General features: G+C 67.3%; 9 protein-coding genes. 3 read left to right on the forward strand and 6 right to left on the reverse strand.

All coding sequences use genetic code 11. From position 1 onward, the window contains the following. Nucleotides 1–104: 104 nt before the first annotated feature. Entirely contained in the window at nt 105–2,753 is a 2,649-nt protein-coding gene (locus tag ASC70_RS17050) for a TonB-dependent receptor (protein ID WP_056052208.1), read from the forward strand. Between the two features lie 108 nt (nt 2,754–2,861). Then, nucleotides 2,862–3,899, forward strand: a complete 1,038-nt coding sequence (locus ASC70_RS17055; protein ID WP_056052210.1) for a phosphatidylinositol-specific phospholipase C domain-containing protein — start codon at nt 2,862–2,864, stop codon at nt 3,897–3,899. A gap of 3 nt (nt 3,900–3,902) precedes the next feature. Here the strand turns inward: ASC70_RS17055 and ASC70_RS17060 are convergent, their stop codons facing one another. Both ASC70_RS17060 and ASC70_RS17065 read right to left on the reverse strand, forming a co-directional pair. Further along, nucleotides 3,903–4,658, reverse strand: coding sequence for a DeoR/GlpR family DNA-binding transcription regulator (locus ASC70_RS17060; RefSeq protein ID WP_056052212.1), 756 nt, complete (start codon nt 4,656–4,658; stop codon nt 3,903–3,905). Nucleotides 4,659–4,785: 127 nt separating this feature from the next. Then, nucleotides 4,786–7,806 carry a carboxypeptidase regulatory-like domain-containing protein gene (locus ASC70_RS17065; protein WP_235519435.1) on the reverse strand — a complete coding sequence of 1,007 codons (3,021 nt, stop codon included), beginning with the start codon at nt 7,804–7,806 and terminating at the stop codon, nt 4,786–4,788. 303 nt (nt 7,807–8,109) lie between these two features. On the opposite strand from ASC70_RS17065, the gene ASC70_RS17070 reads away from it, so the two are divergent. Beyond that, the gene (locus ASC70_RS17070) at nt 8,110–10,092 is read left to right on the forward strand and encodes a calcineurin-like phosphoesterase C-terminal domain-containing protein (RefSeq protein WP_056052218.1); all 1,983 of its coding nucleotides are present in this window, start codon (nt 8,110–8,112) and stop codon (nt 10,090–10,092) included. 12 nt (nt 10,093–10,104) lie between these two features. Here ASC70_RS17070 and ASC70_RS17075 read toward each other — a convergent pair whose 3' ends face one another. From ASC70_RS17075 to ASC70_RS17090, 4 genes are all read right to left on the reverse strand, one after another. After that, on the reverse strand, nt 10,105–11,571 hold the full coding sequence (locus ASC70_RS17075) for a CehA/McbA family metallohydrolase (protein ID WP_056052220.1): 1,467 nt from the start codon (nt 11,569–11,571) through the stop codon (nt 10,105–10,107). 75 nt (nt 11,572–11,646) lie between these two features. Further along, nucleotides 11,647–14,433 (reverse strand): TonB-dependent receptor, encoded by a 2,787-nt coding sequence (locus tag ASC70_RS17080; RefSeq protein ID WP_082539764.1) that lies wholly within the window; start codon nt 14,431–14,433, stop codon nt 11,647–11,649. Between the two features lie 108 nt (nt 14,434–14,541). Beyond that, on the reverse strand, nt 14,542–15,489 hold the full coding sequence (locus ASC70_RS17085; protein ID WP_056052227.1) for a FecR domain-containing protein: 948 nt from the start codon (nt 15,487–15,489) through the stop codon (nt 14,542–14,544). Next, a complete protein-coding gene (locus tag ASC70_RS17090) occupies nt 15,453–16,034 on the reverse strand; it encodes an RNA polymerase sigma factor (protein ID WP_056052230.1) in 582 nt (193 codons plus the stop codon). The genes ASC70_RS17085 and ASC70_RS17090 overlap by 37 nt, the downstream gene beginning before the upstream one ends. Nucleotides 16,035–16,110 lie beyond the last annotated feature (76 nt).

A 16,110-nucleotide genomic window follows, 5' to 3' on the forward strand; every position in this document is an offset into this window, starting at 1 on the left:
TGTCGCAAATATTTCATCAGCTCGCGACTGAGGTTTGACCGACCAGCTTTCGTTCTTCCTCCCCGACCCGCCTCCCTGCGGGCAGCCAATCCATCGGGGGATAGATGATCCGCTCCAAGTTCATGCCGGCGCGCTGTGCGGGCGCCGTGGCCGTTCTCGCCTTCGCCGCTCAAGGCGCCTGGCTGTCCCAGGCTCACGCCGCCGAACCCGCGACCGCCGCGGCCGCCGAGCCGGCCGACGCGGTCGACGCCATCGTCGTCACCTCCTACGGCAAGAGCCTGCAGGCCGCCGCCGCCCTGAAGCGCTCGGCCGCCTATGGCCTGGACGCGATCAACGCCGAGGACATCGGCAAATTCCCGACCCGCAACGCGGCCGAGGCCCTGCAGCTGGTCACCGGCGTTACCATCGACCGTCAGCGCGGCGCCGGCCTCTATGTCAGCGTTCGAGGCCTGGGGCCGCAGTTCCAGTACACCGAGCTGAACGGCCGCTCGATCGCCGTCAACGACCTGATCGAAAATGGCGGCGCCAAGGGTCGTCAGTTCCGCTTCGAGGTGCTGCCCGCCGAGCTGATCTCGCAGATCGAGGTTGTGAAAACGCCGACCGCGGACATGGACGAAGGCGCCCTGGGCGGCAACATCAATATCAAGACCTTCAAGCCCTTCGATCTTGGCAAAAAGGCCGCCTTCTCGGTGCGCGAGACCTACAATGACGTCCGCAAGAAGGCCGACCCGTCATTCTCGGGCCTGGGCAGCTGGACCAACGCCGACAACACGCTGGGCCTGCTGGCCTCGGGCCTGTACGACGAGCGCCACGTCCGCAACGACCGCCTGTACCAGGTCGGCTGGAACCTCGATAAGTTCAAGTCGGTGGTGGGCAGCGGCCTCTACACGCCGTCGCGCACCCGCACGACGATCGAGACCGAGCATCGCAAGCTCTATTCGGGCGCCCTGTCAGGCCAGTGGAAGCCGAACGGCGATTTCCAGACCGACGTCGACCTTCTGATGACCCGGCTCGACGTCGATTACGACGAGTTCGGCCTCGACATCTATCCGGACGACAGCACCTTCGCCGCGCCACAGTTCGTGGCCGGCAGCCAGAAGGTCGTGGGCGACACGATCGTGGCCGCGACGATCAACAACGTCCGCTGGATGGGTTCGCGCGAGACCAGCCTGAACCGCCACGACTTGGCGATCTTCGGGATCAAGCAAGCCTGGACCCCCGGCGCCTGGAGCTTCAACGCCGAGTACGGCTATTCGCGCGCCCGCAGCTACCACCCCGACGGCAAGGCCACGACCCGCAACCGCATCGCCTTCTTCGCCCCGCTGACCTACGACTTCTCGCGCGGCTATACGGCGATCCCGCAGCTGACCACGCCCGTCGACTACACCAACCCGGCCAACTATGTCGGCCAGGCCTTCGACTATACCTGGAAGGACTCGCGCGACACCGACGAGACCTTCCGGTTGGACGGCTCGCGCGTCTTCTCGGGTTGGTTCACCAAGCTGGCGTTCGGCGCCGAGCAGCACAATCTGAACCGCACCTACCTGCGCCGTGACTGGGTGCTCAACGACATCCTCAACGTGCCGCTGACCACCCTGGGCTCCAGCTTCTATCAGCCCATGCCCTATTCCGGCTTCCTGTCGGATTTCTCGGGCAATACGCCGCGCACCTGGGTCAGCCCGACCCGTGACGCCTACTACAACCGCCTGTACACGCCGACCGTGGCGGCCCAACCGTGGTCGGCGGCCGACCTGCGCAACTCGTTCATCGTCGACCAGAAGATCCACAGCGCCTATGTGCGCGGCGACTTCAAGTTCGACCTGGCCGGCCTGCCGGTCAGCGGCAACCTGGGCGTGCGCTACGCCGAGACCAAGCAACTGGCCAGCGGCACGCTGACCAGCGGCTCGACGCCGGTGCCGGTCGGCTACCTGAAGACCTACGACAACTGGCTGCCCAGCTTGAACGTCAAGGTCGAACTGCGCGACGACCTGATCGCCCGTTTCGCCGCCTCGCGCGTCGTCAACCGCCCCAACGTTACTGACAGCGCCCCGCGCATCAGCGTCTCGCGCGACTCGCCGACGGCCTCGGGCGGCAATCCGGACCTGGATCCGTTCCTGGCCGATCAGTACGACGCCTCGCTGGAGTGGTACCCGGCTCCGACCACGGCCGTGACCGGCGCCATCTTCGTCAAGAAGATGGACGATTACATCACCGCCCAGAACACCACGATCCAGGTGCCCGGCCGCGGCGACATCCTGCTGTCGGCCAGCGTCAATGGCGGCGACGCCGAGATCAAGGGCTTCGAGGCTGCCTACAACCAGTCGCTGTCGTTCCTGCCCGGGCCGTTCGACGGCTTCGGCGTGCAGGCCTCGGTCACCCTGGTCGACAGCAAGGCGAACTACTTCGCCGGCAATCGTCAGATCAAGGACGACCTCGTGGGCCTTTCCAAGAAGAGCTACAACCTGGTCGGCTATTACGAGAAGGGTCCGATCAGCGCCCGCCTCGGCTGGTTCTGGCGCTCGCGCTACCTGACCTCGATCGGCAGCACCACGACGGCCCAGGCCTATGTCGACGCCTATGGCTCGCTCGACGGCTCGGTGTCCTACCAGCTAACGCCGCAATACGCCCTGACGCTGGAAGGCTCGAACCTCACGGACGAGATCCGCTACGTCTACGGCAAGAGAAAGGACCAGCCGATGGAGATCTATCACTGGGGCCGCACGGTCTCGCTGACCCTGCGCGGCAAGTTCTAGTCCATTTCCAGTCCCCTCGGGCGGCCGCGCGTCGGCCGCCCCACCTCATGGATCGGCGCGCCCCTAGCGCGCGCCGATCCGCCTTTTTCCTTCTTATGAGGTCCTGCCATGCGCCTGCGCGTCCTGCTGTCGTCGATCGCGCTGCTTGCGCCGCTAAGCTCGCCCGCCCATGCGGCCGACGCGCCGAGGCTCAACGCCATGCACGTGCTGGGCTCGCACAACAGCTATCGTCCTGAGCTGGACCCGGCCGCCTTGGCCCACCAGCGCCAGGTGATGGGCGAGCGCTCCACGGGCGTCGAGTACGGTCATCCGCCGATCGCGACGCAGCTGGATCTAGGCGTGCGCCAACTGGAGTTCGACCCCTATGCCGATAGCGCCGGCGGCCTCTACGCAGCGCCCTACGCCCACGACCCCGCCAAGCTGGCGATCATGAACCGGCCCGGCGCCAAGGTGCTGCACGCGCCCGTCGTGGACGCCCGCACCCATTGCCTGACCCTGGCCGCCTGTTTCGGCGAGGCTGCCGCCTGGTCGAAAGCCCATCCGGACCACGCGCCGATCGTGATCTTCGTCAACACCAAGGAAGAGCCGTTCAACACCCCGGCCATTCCCAACCCGCCCCTGTACGCCGAAGCCGACCTGGCCAGCATCGACGCCGACGCCATCGCCACGTTCGGTCGGAGCGGCATCGTCGCGCCAGACGACGTGCGTGGCGCGGCCGCTACCCTGCGCGAAGCCGTGATCGCCAGCGGCTGGCCGACCCTGGCGGCGGCTCGCGGCAAGGTGCTGCTGGTGCTCGACTCCAATCCGCGCATCGCCGAGGCCTACCGCCAGAGCCATCCGTCGCTGAAGGGCCGGATGATGTTCGGCCTCTACGACGCCGACAAACCCGAGGCCGCGGTGTTCAATATTCAGGACCCCAAGGCCGAGGAGGCTCGCATCAAGGCTTTGGTCGCCCAGGGCTTCCTGGTCCGCACCCGCAGCGACGCCGACACCCGCGAGGCCCGCCAGCACGATCTCAGCCGCTTGCAGGCGGCGCTGCGGTCGGGCGCGCAGATCATCAGCAGTGACTACTATCCTGGCGCCCCGGACCCGCTGGGCCTGGGCTTCGTGGTGTCGCCGCCCTGGTTCAAACCTCGGTCGCGGTAGGCGTCAGGCGATCACGACCTCGGCGTCGCTGAAGGCCTCTTGGAATTCAGCGCTTAGCGGCGCGTCGGTGACCAAAACATCGACATCCTTGATCGACGCCGTGTGAACCAGTCCAAGGCGACCGAACTTGCCGTGGTCCGCCGCGAGGAGGACGCGACTGGCGGTCGAGTAGGCGATCCGGCTCATGATCGCCTCGCTGGGCGAATGGTCCATCAGACCGTGCTCCAGGTTCACCGCCCCGACGGTCAGGATCGACAGGCTGGGCCGAAAGCCGGCGACGAAATCCTGGGCGTGGCGGTCGGAGAACGATTGATAGGCCGCGTTCATCTCGCCGCCGGCCAGGAACAGGGTGTGGCCCCGGTCCTTGCGGATCGCCTGGGCCACGGCCAGCGAGTTGGTGATGATCTTCAGCTGGCGGTGCTCGGCCAAAGCCTTGGCGACGAAGCAGGAGGTCGAGCCGCTGTCGAGGAACAGGGTGTCGCCGTCCGAGACGAACTTGACCACCGCCTCGGCGATGCGGGTCTTGCCAGCCACGTTCTTCTGCATCCGCAGGTCAAAGGGCCCCTCGATCTCCTGCGGCGGCAGACGGACCGCGCCGTGCAGGCGCACGATAGTTCCAGCCTCTTCCATGACGCGCAGCTCGCGCCGGATCGTCTCCTCGGAGACCGACAGCGCCTTGGCGATGTCGGCGATCGCGCGCGTCTGGTTGGGCTCGAGCAGGTTCAGGATATCGCGCTGGCGATCGTAGCGTTTGAGCATTCTCTGTCCGTCTCTGTCGGGGGCGCCGCCGACAAGTTCCCAGGACACTATGCGGTGAGTCCCGGCGCATGAAGGATGTCCCCGGCCGGCGGGAATGGGGAGGAACCGGCCGGGGACGGGCGCGTCGTCAGAAGGCGACGCGCATCTGGATCCGCGCGTAGCGCGGGGTCTGGTAGTCGACGGGTTTGCGGAAGTTGGGGTCGGCCACGCCGCTGCCGCCGATGTCGCCGAACTCGTGATAGGCCGTCACCGCGTGCGAATTGAACAGGTTGAAGACGTCCAGTCGCAGCGAGGCGTCGAACCGGTCGCCCGGCGTCGGCAGGGTGACCACGGCGCTGGCGTTGAACTGGGTGACCCAATCGCCTTCGAAGGCCGAGCCCCGCTCGACGACCTTGCCCTGACAGTAGAAGCCATAACCCTGGTAGCCGAAGGCGACGGGATCGACCGCGTTCGGCACAATGCCGATGCAGCTGTACTTGCGCGGCGACTGGACTAGGCCGTTGCCGCCCAGGGTCAGCCACTTGTTCACCGCGTAGCTGCCATAGGCCTTGAAGGTGTGACGGCGGTGGTTGGGCAAATAGCCGTCGGCGCCGTTCAGGAAACCGGGCGAGTCGAAGTCCGCCGTGGTGTTGATGGCCAATTGGCCGTTCTCAGAGCGTACGCCACCCTCGTAGTTCCCCTTCAGGCTGGCCCAGGTGTAGGAGCCCGACAGCGACCAGCGGTCGTCGAAGGCGCGGTCGAACGTGAAGGTCAGGGCGTTGTAGTCGCGCTTGGGCTTGGGATAGGTCAGATCCGCGGCCGACAGCGTGACGGTCGGCTTGGAGCCGTTCGGCAGGCTGTTCAGCCGGATCTTCACGTCCTCGCCCGGATTGACGATCACCCATTGGCGGCCGCCGCCGAAGCTGGCCTGGCATTGGACGGCGGTGAAGCCGGCCTTCACGCAGTAGGCGCGGGCCCCGGTGTCGATCGCCACGTCCTCGATGATACTGTTCAGCTCGCGGTGGGTAAAATAGGCGCCGATCTTGATCAGGTCGCCGAACCGGCGCTCGTAGCCCAGCACGAACTCGTCGGCCGACTGAGGTTTGAGGTTGTGGGCGATGGATTCGACCGTTTCGGCCACCGCGCCCGAGGCCGAAACTAGGCAGTTGGGCGTGCTGGTGTCCGGGCAGGCCTGCATGCCGGCGACCGTGGTGACCGGCGCGCCCAGGCCCGGCGTCCCGTCGGCGGCGACGGAGGTCAGCAGGTTATAGCGGGTGTATGTGACCAGCGAGCCGGCGAACTTCAGCGAAAGATCGCTCGGCAGCGGCAGGTAGTAGCGGCCGAAGAAACCGTAGAGCTTGGACTTGCCATCGCCGAAGGGGTCGCCCGACACCGCGATGCGCGGCGCCCATTGATTGCCCGGATCGTAGAAGGTCGAGCCGTCGGCGCTGCGGTTGTCGAACCGGTCGTTGCGGACGCCCAGTTCGAACTGCAGGCGGTTGTCGAACAGCGACCACTGGTCCTGGGCGTAGAAGGCCTGGTTGACCGTGCCGAACGAACCGCTGTTGCGATAGACTCGGGTGGTCACATAGTCCGTGCCCGACGGCAGGCCGGTCTGGTCCGAGCCCGTGGCGCGGAAGATCTTCAGGAACCCCTGACCGATCGTCTCGAACGTCTGGTTTGCGGTGTTCTCCTCGTGGTCGTACCCGACCCGCAGGTGGTGGGCGCCCAAGAGGTTGAAATTGAAGTCGGCGTCGGCGCGATAAAAGGTCCGCTTGTCGTCGTTGAACGACATCGCGTCGGTGACCTTGTTCACGCCGATGTCGACACCGGCCGAATTGGTACGGTAGTCGAGGACCCGCTCATGGGCGGTGTCCAGCGGCAGCTGACCGTCGCGGAACTTGTTGACGCCATAGGCCGCCGACAGGGTGAACCACGGCGTGAACGTGCCGGTGTAGCGGGCGATGTAGTTCTCGCCGCCCGAGCGCTGGTTGGTCCCGCCGGTCTCGGCCCCAAGCGTCTTGGTGGCGCGGACGTAGTTGAGGCTGCGATTGCGGACGTCCTTGGTGGAGTCGAAATAGGTGAACTCCAGGTGCTGCTTGCTGGTCAGCCATCCGTCCAGCTTGCCGCCCCAGAACGGCGCGTCGTCACTGACCCGCGTGGCGTTGTCCTGGCTGGCCGACGGGGTGAAGGTCTTCAGGCGGCGCTGGTTGTAGAGGCCATAGAAGAACAGGCGGTCCTTGATGATCGGACCGCCCAGCTCGGCCACCCATTCCTCGCGGCTGGCCGTGGAGTCCTGGAAATTGTTGCGGAAGCTGCTCGGCGCGCTGTCACGCAGGTCGCCCGGCTCCCACGTCGCGGTGACGCCGCCGTGGAAGACGTTCGTACCCGACTTGGTGATGGCGTTGACGAAGCCGCCGGTCGAGCGGCCGAACTCGGCCGGATAGCCGCCGGTCTTCACCTCGATCGACTTGTAGAAGTCGAACGGCACCTCCACCGGCAGCAGGCCCATCCGAAAGTTGGTGATGTTCAGGCCATTCACGAAGAAGGCGTTCTCGATGAAGCTGGCGCCCGAGATCGAGATCTGGTTGGCGAAGGTCCCGTTGGCCGACGACGAGCCCTGGACGACGCCAGGCGACATCAACGCCACGTCGCGCAGCGAACGTCCGACCGGCACGCGCTCGGCCAGTTCGCCGATCTCGATGGCCGCGCCGGTGGTGGTGATCTCGAAGTCCGGCGTGCGCATCCGGCCCGCCTTGACCACGACGGCCTCGACCGAACCGACCGGCGCCAGGGTGAACAGGTTCGAGCCGCCCGCGCGGCTGATCAGCACGCCGTTTTCCGCATAGGCGTCGAAGCCCTCGGCGGTGACCGAGATCGCGTAGGCGCCCGGCGCCAGCTGCGGGATCACATAGGCCCCGCTGGCGTTGGTGACGGCCGAGCGCTTCACGCCCAAAGCCTCCGACGTGATCCGCACCACCGCCCCGGCGATCGGCTTGCCGTCGGCGCCCTGCACGCGGCCCGAGGCCTGCACGTTGGTATAGTCCTCGGCCGCCGCCGGCGTCGCCATCAAGGCGATCACGGGAAGGCTCGCGCCGACCAGGGCCAGGGCCCGTAGCGCCATGACGCCGCCGCACCAGCGACGACCGGCTGCTGATTGATCCCTCACGACCGTCTCTCCCAGAGAAATTGCGCCCAAAACGATGCGCCGCGCTCCGCCCTTACGGCCGCCGCCCCTCGCCGTAGCCATTCCTAGTCGTGCTTTGTGGATATCACGTGACATTTGTGGATTTGATGTGAGCGTCACGAGAAATTCTTTTGCGCTGTGTGGGAAAATTGACCACTAAACCCGCGAAACCCACACGGAAGGCCGTCAGCGCCAGGCCCTTCGCCTTTTCGCCGGCCTTCATCGGGGTGTGTCAGACATCCGCCACAAGGCGTTGCGGATGTCATCGGACGAAGGGGCGCCAAGGTGACCAAGACTTCCCTGCCAATCGCCATGCTGGTGTCGATCACATGCGGCCACGCCGGGATGGCGATGGCGGCGCCTCCGGGCGCGAACGCGCGCTATTTCGCCACCGTCGACGTGCGCCGCGACGCTCGAAGCGACGACAAGGCGATCACGGGGGTCGTGTTCGACGACGCCAACCGCAACGGCCGCCTGGACGCCGGCGAGCGCGGCGTACCGGATATCAAGGTCTCGAACGGCCGCGAGGTCGTGCTGACTGACCAGCGAGGCGGCTACAGCCTGCCGGTCCGCAGCGACATGTCGGTGTTCGTGGTCCAGCCCAGCGGCTGGCGCGTGCCGACCGATCGGCGCTGGGTTCCGCAGTTCGCCTACGAGCACAAGCCGGCGGGCTCGCCCAAGGCGCTGCGCTACGGCGGTCTGCCGCCCACCGGTCCCCTGCCCTCGGCGATCAACTTTCCGATCATTCCCACAGAATCCGGTCAGAGCTTCAACTGCGCCGTGCTGGGCGACGTTCAGCCGGCGTCGAACATCGAGGTCGGCTATGTCCGCGACTCGCTGGTCCGCGAACTGCTGAACGCCCCAAAGAAGCCGGCCTGCCTGTTGGCCTTGGGCGACATCGTCAGCGACGACCTGCACTTGATCCCCCGCACCGCCGAGGTAATGGGCGCGGTCGGCGCGCCGCAATGGTGGGTGCAGGGCAATCACGACTACGATCACGACGCCGACCACGACATCGACAGCTCCGACACCTGGCGTCGCCTGTATGGTCCCAACAACTACGCGTTCGAGATGGGTCAGGCGGTGTTCATCGTCCTCGACAACGTCTCGTTCCCCTGCGGCGAGGATCCGCGCGAGGCCCGCGAGCGGCCGTTCTGCAAGCAATATTGGAAGACCTATAACGGCCGCCTGCTGCCCGACCAGATGACCTTCATCGCCAACGTGCTGAAGGCGACCGATCCGAAGAAATTGGTGGTGTTCGCCGCCCATATCCCGTTCGTGGGCTTCGACAACAGCGAGTCCCAACCGCACCAGACCGACAATCTCGGCGAGCTCTATGCTCTCGTGAAAGGCCGCCCTGCCCTATCGCTGACGGGCCATAGCCACACGCTAGAGAACCTGGCCCCAGGCGACTCGATGGCCGGCTGGAAGGACACGGTGGGCGTGACCACCATTCCCTTTAGGCATCTGGTGGCCGGAGCCGTCGCGGGGGATTGGTGGGGCGGCGACTATGACATCGACGGCACGCCGATGAGCATCCAGGGCGACGGCTCGCCTCGCGGCTATGTGGATTTCGCCGTGGACGGGACCGCCTACACGCTGGACTATCGCGGCAGCGGCCTGCCGCGCGACCGGGCCATGTGGCTGTCGGTCAGCACGCCCGCCTTCCGCGATTGGGCTGACAAGATCTTCGCCTGGCGGGACGCGCCGGAGGACACTCGCGATCCCGTCCCGCCGCTCACCGTCCAGGATCTGCCGGACGTGAAACTGCTCTCGAAAGCGGATCTTGCGGGGCAGAGCTGGATCACCGCCGACATCTGGATGGGCGACAGCACGACCAAGGTCATGGTCTCGATCGACGGCGCAACGCCCGCGCCGATGACCCGAACCCAGAACCTCAAGGGCGAAGGGATTCGCAGCGGGGCCGCCTATTCCGACCCGTTCGCCCTACAACGCCAACTGACCATGGCCCGCACTGCGATCCAGAGCCGCTCGGGCGACGCCGAGGCCCAAGGCTATGTCCAGGGCCGCCAGAAACGGCTGCCGCCTATGCCGCCGCAGCCGCGCGGCTCGCGCGCCGACCACTCGCCGCACATCTGGCGCTACGACCTGCCCGCCGGTCTGGCGGAGGGATTGCACACGGCGGTGGTCGCAGTCACCCGCGACCAAGGCGAGCCGGCCCGCGACACCCTGGTGTTCGAGGTCCGCTCAGCGCCGCTGAAGCGCACCTTCGACTTCGAGCACTGGAACCGCTTCAAGAACCAGTAGCCGCGCCGCGCGCTATCGCGGGGCGATCGTCAAATAGATCGGGTTGCCGATCATCAGCAGCCGTCCGGCCGGATCACGCACATTGACCCGCACCCAGGTCGGCCGCTGGCCCATCTGGATCGAGAACCCGCCGTTCGCCGACATGTTCTGCATGATCTTCGCGCCGTCCTGGATGACCTCAAGTCCGGCCGGATCGGCGCCAACGGCGGTGGCGGCAAAGCTGACGGTATCTCCCGGCCTGACCGCCAGCGCGCCGCCCATCACCGCTTCGCGGCCTTCAGCCTTAGCCGTCAGGTCCAGCAGCCGGTCGCGCGTCCCGTCCAGGTCTATGAACACCCGGCCCCCGCGCAGCCCCGCCAGGATGGCCTCGGTCGAGAGACCGTCGGCGTGGATCACCGTCGCCGGACGGCCCACGGCCGAGGGCTTGTCGTGTGCAATACCGGCGTCGTGGTTGTCGCTGCCGCCGATCGCGGTGATACGGCGGCCCTGGTTCAACTGAGCCTCCCAGAAAGGAACGCCCGACAGGACGCCTTCGAAACCGCCCAGCGCCTTCTCGTTGCCGCCGTTGGCCACTTCAACCGCCTGGACGGCGTCGTAGTCGGCGTCCTTGGCGGTCCAGCCGCAGCCCATGCATTGTTCGCCCGACGGCACGGCCGGGTGGTTGATCGAGAACACGCCGCCGGCCGCTTTCACCGCCCGCTGCAGGCTCTGAATGGTCGGTACGGTCTTGGAGCCCAGGCGGAAGTCGATGAAGGCCGTGGGCCCAAAGACGTTGGCATGGCCCTGGAAGGTGGTCACCTCGCGGCCGGTCATCAGCAACAGGCCGGGGAAGGCCGGCTGCAACTCGGCCAGGGCTTCGGCCTGGCTGGTGGTGTTGTGGTCGGTGACGGCGATGAAGTCGAGGCCGGCGGCCTGGGCGGCGAGCACGGTGCGATAGACGGGGCACGGCGCGCGCGACGCCTCGCCCGTCGTGCAGCCGCCATCGCTGTGGGCGGTGTGCATGTGCAGGTCGCCGCGATACCAGCCCGGCGTCGCCGCCTTGGGCAAGGTTGCCGGGAGCGGCATCGGCGTCTTCTCGAACCAGACCCTGGCCTCGTAGGCCGCCTTGGAGTTCGGCCGGGCGTTGGGCACGCCCAGCAGCAGGGTCCACTTCCCGGCCGGCAGTGGCCCCGGCAGGTAGCTGGCCGTCGCCGCCTCGGTCGAGACGAAGAAATCCTTCTTGTTGCCGCCGCTCCAGCCGCGGAACCGGACCGGATCCAGCAGACCCAGGTCGACAACCGTGCGGTTCTCGCGGCCGGTGTAGTCGAACGCGACCGACAACCGAGTGACGCCGGGCGGAACCTCGAAGGTCACCGACTTGTAGGTCTGGTGGTCGGCGCCGGTGATCTCGCCGGTCAGGACCAGGTCGGGCTCGCGGCCCTCCTGCGCAACGGCCGGCGAGGCAAGCAGCAACAGGACGAGGATGAGCCAGCGAAGCATAGGCGAGATCCAAAAAGAAGGGCGGCCGGGGCTGCGGCCGCCCGAGTTTCAGGGGAGGTAATCGAGTGGCGCGCTCTAGAACTTGAAGAGAAGCGCCGCCTTGAAGGCCCGGCCGAACTCTGGCCGGCCGATGCCGTAGAGGGCCCCAGCCTCGGTGCTGATGATCTGGCCGGCGCGCGGATTGCCCTCGGTCAGGCCGATCTCGTTGGTCAGGTTCGTGCCGTAGACATAGGCCGACAGCTGGTCGGTGACCTTGAACCGCACCGTCGCGTTGACCAGGGTGTAGGCCGAGAGTTTCAGCGTGTTGGCGGCGTCCGAGAAGCGGTCGCCGTAGCGCTCGATGCTGCTTTCGACCCGCAGGCGGCCGTCCAGCAGGTTCAGGCCGGGCGTCAGGCGGAAGGCCGTCTTAGGCACGCGGATCAGCTGGTTGCCCGTGAAGTCGCGGGTGCGGCTGGCGGTGGCGGCCGGCGGCTTGACCTGGCAGGTCGGGTCCGAGGCCGAGACCGTGCAGCTTTCCTCGAACTTGTAGTCGCCGAACTCGGGGTTCTGGATCGTGGCGCTGAAGCCAAGGTCGAACCAGCGGGTCGGGCGGTAGGCGCCTTCCAGCTCCAGGCCCAGGGTCTTGGTGTCGGTGATGCTGGTCTGGTTGACGTAGGCGCCGGTGGTCGGATTGAACACCAGGCTGCCGAAGCCCAGGCTGTCATAGGCGGTGTGGAACACCGTGGCGTAGAGGTCCAGCTTGCCGGCGTTCAGCTTGTACCCCGCCTCCATCAAATCCATCGTCTGGACACGACCCGTCGAGTTGCTGGCGTTGGTGATGTAGTCGCCCAGCGACGGCAGCCTGAACGCCGAGGTGTAACGGGCGAAGACGCCCATGTGCGGCGTGATGCGGTAGTCGGCGCCGACCGTCCAGCCAGCGTGGTCGAACTGGCGCGACAGGCGGTCGTAGACGCCCGAGCCGGCCAGCACGGTGTCGTCGGCCGGGGTCGGCGAAAGGCCGAGATTGATCGTCGCCGTCCGCTCGCTGCGGCCAGTGAACTCGATCTTTTCCCAGCGCACGCCGGCGTCAATCCGCAGGGACGGCGTCACCTGCCACTCGTCGGTCAGATAGAGGGCGGTGGTGTTGGACTTGCCGTCGCCGTTGGCGAACTCGGCGCCGTAACGGCTGACGCCGTTCTCGGTCAGGCTGGACAGGATCTTGCCGGTGGCGTCGACCGCGACCAGGTCCAGGCGCCGGGCATTCTCGCGCACGTCCAGCAAGGCGTTGGCCGAATAGCGGTTGAAGGCCTCTTCCACGTGGGCGTGGTAGAATCCGGCCGCGACGTCGTGGGTTTGGCCGCCGAAGTCGAACTTGTGGACCAGCCGCGTGTCGCTGATCAGCTCGTCCAGCGGCACCGAGACATAGCGCAGCGAACCGTCCAGCACGAGGCCGTTGCCGTTCTGGCCGGCGCCGGTGGTGCTGAACACTTCGCCGGGATTGGTAGTGTAGCGCAGCTGCACATCCGTGGCGCCCGGCGTGGCGGCCAGCAGGGCGGCGCGGTACTGGGCGATGCGGGCCGCGCCGGTCACCGGCGTGTTCGGGAAGAGGCCGATGCGCTTGGACTCCGAGGTCCGGTAGCGCAGGGTCTCCGACAGGCGCCAGCCGTCGGCGATCTCGTACTTCAGGACGGCGGTGGCCTGGGTCAGCTTGACCTCGGTGCCGCGCGACAGGTCCCAGTCAAACGGGCCCTTGGGCCCGCGCAGGGTCAGCTTGTTGGTCTCGGGTCCGGCCAGGGTCCCGGTCAGCGGGTCGAAACCCGGCGCGGCGCTGGCCTCGCCCGCCGCGTCGAACTTCAGGGGCACGCCGGCGAACAGGATGACGTTGTCGTCGAGGTGCTTGAGGTTGAAGTCGAAGCTGCCGCGCTCGAAATCGCGGCCGATCGAGGCGCGGACCTGGTAGCCCTTGTTCGCCGTGAAGCCCGGGTCGCGGATGCCGTCGTCCTCGCGCCAGAAGCCGCCGACGCTGGCGCGCCAATCACCGATAGGGCCGCCGTAGTAGGCGTCGACGCGCTTGAGGCCGTAGTCGCTGGCCTGGACCTTCACGATGCCTTCCTTCACGTCGCCCTTGCGGGTGATGAAGTTGACCGTGCCGCCCGGAGCGTACGAGGCGAAGATCGAGGACGGGCCGCCGCGCACGACCTCGATCCGGTCGATGGTCTCGTCCAGGCGGAACGACTGGTCGGCATTCAGATAGCCCAGGCCGCCGTCATGCTGGATCGGCGCGCCGTCTTCCTGCAGGGCGATGGCCGAGAAGCCTTCCTGCGGAATGCCCCGGGCCCGAATGTTGGCGCTGGCCTCGCCGCCCGAGGCCTCGACCCAGAAGCCGGGCACCGACTTCAGCGCGTCGGCCACGCCCATCGGCGAACGCAGGCGCAGGGCCTCTTCGTTCATGGTGGTGACAGCGTAGCTGGTCGCCAGGCGCGTGCGGGCGTCCGAGCCCGCGCGCGAGGTGACGATCAGTTCCTCGACCGTGTCGGACGCGTCAGCGCCGGCCGAGGCGGCGTCCAAAGGGCCGACGCCCCGCTGGCGCAGGGTGATGACCTGGGCGGTGGCCGAGGCGATCTCCAGGTCGCTGCCGTCGATCAGCTTGCGGACCGCGTCCTCGCGGCCGAACGCGCCTTGCAGGCCGGCCGTGCGGTGCTTGGCGGCGACGTCGTAGGGGAACAGGATCTGCACGCCAGCCTGGCGCGAGAAGGCGGTCAGCGCTTGGGCGGTGTCGCCGGCCGGGACGTTGAACGCCACCCGCGCGGCCGCCTGGGCCTGGGCGGCGACTGGAACGACGGCGACCAGCGCCGTCGTGGCTAGAAGCAGGCAAGTCGCCATGCGCGGCGCCCCAAATCGCGCCCCAAACTTGGTCATCGTGTTTCGCCCCGTTTGTCATGCCGAAAATCGGCGTCTCGCTCGGCAAGACGGGAGGGGCGGCGAAAACCTCTATCGAGATTTTAGAAGAATTCGTGACGGATCGTCGGCGATGATCCGTAGACCGAAGGTCGTGCGCAGGGCCTCGAGGAAGGTTTCGGGATTGTCGGTCAGGAAGCGGCCGCCCAGACGCAGGGCGCCGACCTTGGGGTCTTCTATGACCAGCTTACGGGTGAGGTAGCGATTGTACTCCTCGACCGCCTCGGTGAGGCGCTGACCTTCGAAGACGATCTCGCCACGACGCCATGCTTGGACGTTCTGGACCTCGGCTTCCGGCGCCGCGGCGACAGAGACCCCGGCGGCGCTGACCGCCAGAGCCTGGCGGGCGTCCGTGGCGGCTTCGACGGCCGCCTCGGCCTCGCCCGCCGCGGTCTTGATCGCCGCCCTACCGGCCAGGACGATCAGGTCCAGGCCTGCCGGCCGCAGGCGGGCGTTGAATTGGCCGGACGCCAGGCGCGCCAGCCCCTCATGGGTGAACAGTTCGAACGGGCGTAGGGCGTCGTGGGCGATGGTCAGGGCGATCTCGCCGCGTTCCAGCCACAAGCGGCGACGCTGGCGATCAAAGCGCCAGGCGACGATGGTGTCGGTGTTCAGCTCGACCGAGCTGCCGTCGGGCAAGGCCAGCGTGCGGCGCTCGCCGATCCCCGTCACGGTGCGGACGCGCAGCAACTGGTCTCGGCCCACATATGCCGCCCCCGCGACGCCCGCCGCCAGGGCCAGGCCGCCGCCCAGCCAGGCGCGACGGGTCACCGCCGGCCGTGTGCGAGGCTCGACGTCGCGCAGTGCGTCCAGCCGGCTCCAGGCGGCGGCTACCTCGGCGAAGGCCGCGGCGCGGCGCGGATCGACGGCGCGCCAGGCTTCGAAGTCCTCTGGAACCGCGCGGCCGGCGTCCAGGCGCGCCAGCCAATCCGAAGCCTGGGCGATCAGCGCGTCTCTGTCTTGATCGCCGGTTTTCGCCATGACCTCGCTTTACCTTCGATCCTGCGCCCTTCGCTGGCGGCGAGGGACTTGGTCAAGAGCATCAGCCCCTTGGCCAGATGCTTCTCGACCGTAGAGATGGACAAGCCCAGCCGAACCGCTATCTGGCCGGGCGAAAGGCCCTCCATTTTCCGCAAGGTGACCACGCGGCGGCACTGTTCGGGCAGGCGCTCGACCGCGTCGAGCACGCGCAACAGCTCCTCGCGGGCGCTGGCCACGGCGTGGGCGTCCGGCGCTGGGTCGGGCAGGGCTTCCATCTCCAGCACCCCGATCTGGCGAATGCCCACCACCTTGGCCCGGCGGAACCGCTCAAAGGCCAGGTTGCGGATAACGGTCAGGACGAAGCGCTCGGGCGCTTCAAGTCGTCGCCAGTCGGGCACGCCCAGCACCTTGGCATAAGCTTCCTGGACCAAATCCTCGGCATCGGCCGGGTCGTTGGAGAGCTTGCGGGCATAGGCGCGGAAGTTCGGCGCGAACGGCAGCACCGCCTCGGCGAACCACTTGTCGATGTCACGTAGCCAGGCCATCGCGTCGCGCCCCGTCAGCGACGATCGCCGACTCTTTGCGAAGCTGGACTACCGACCGGACGTGTCAGTTTGGCGA

It is taken from the genome of Caulobacter sp. Root343, assembly GCF_001425745.1.
Lineage (GTDB): Bacteria > Pseudomonadota > Alphaproteobacteria > Caulobacterales > Caulobacteraceae > Caulobacter.

Excerpts from the sequence above, each read along its gene's own strand:
- ASC70_RS17050 (WP_056052208.1), top strand. The coding sequence starts at position 105 with ATGATCCGCTCCAAGTTCATGCCGGCGCGCTGTGCGGGCGCCGTGGCC.
- ASC70_RS17055 (WP_056052210.1), top strand. The coding sequence starts at position 2,862 with ATGCGCCTGCGCGTCCTGCTGTCGTCGATCGCGCTGCTTGCGCCGCTA.
- ASC70_RS17060 (WP_056052212.1), bottom strand. The coding sequence starts at position 4,658 with ATGCTCAAACGCTACGATCGCCAGCGCGATATCCTGAACCTGCTCGAG.
- ASC70_RS17075 (WP_056052220.1), bottom strand. The coding sequence starts at position 11,571 with ATGCTTCGCTGGCTCATCCTCGTCCTGTTGCTGCTTGCCTCGCCGGCC.
- ASC70_RS17080 (WP_082539764.1), bottom strand. The coding sequence starts at position 14,433 with ATGGCGACTTGCCTGCTTCTAGCCACGACGGCGCTGGTCGCCGTCGTT.
- ASC70_RS17085 (WP_056052227.1), bottom strand. The coding sequence starts at position 15,489 with ATGGCGAAAACCGGCGATCAAGACAGAGACGCGCTGATCGCCCAGGCT.
- ASC70_RS17090 (WP_056052230.1), bottom strand. The coding sequence starts at position 16,034 with ATGGCCTGGCTACGTGACATCGACAAGTGGTTCGCCGAGGCGGTGCTG.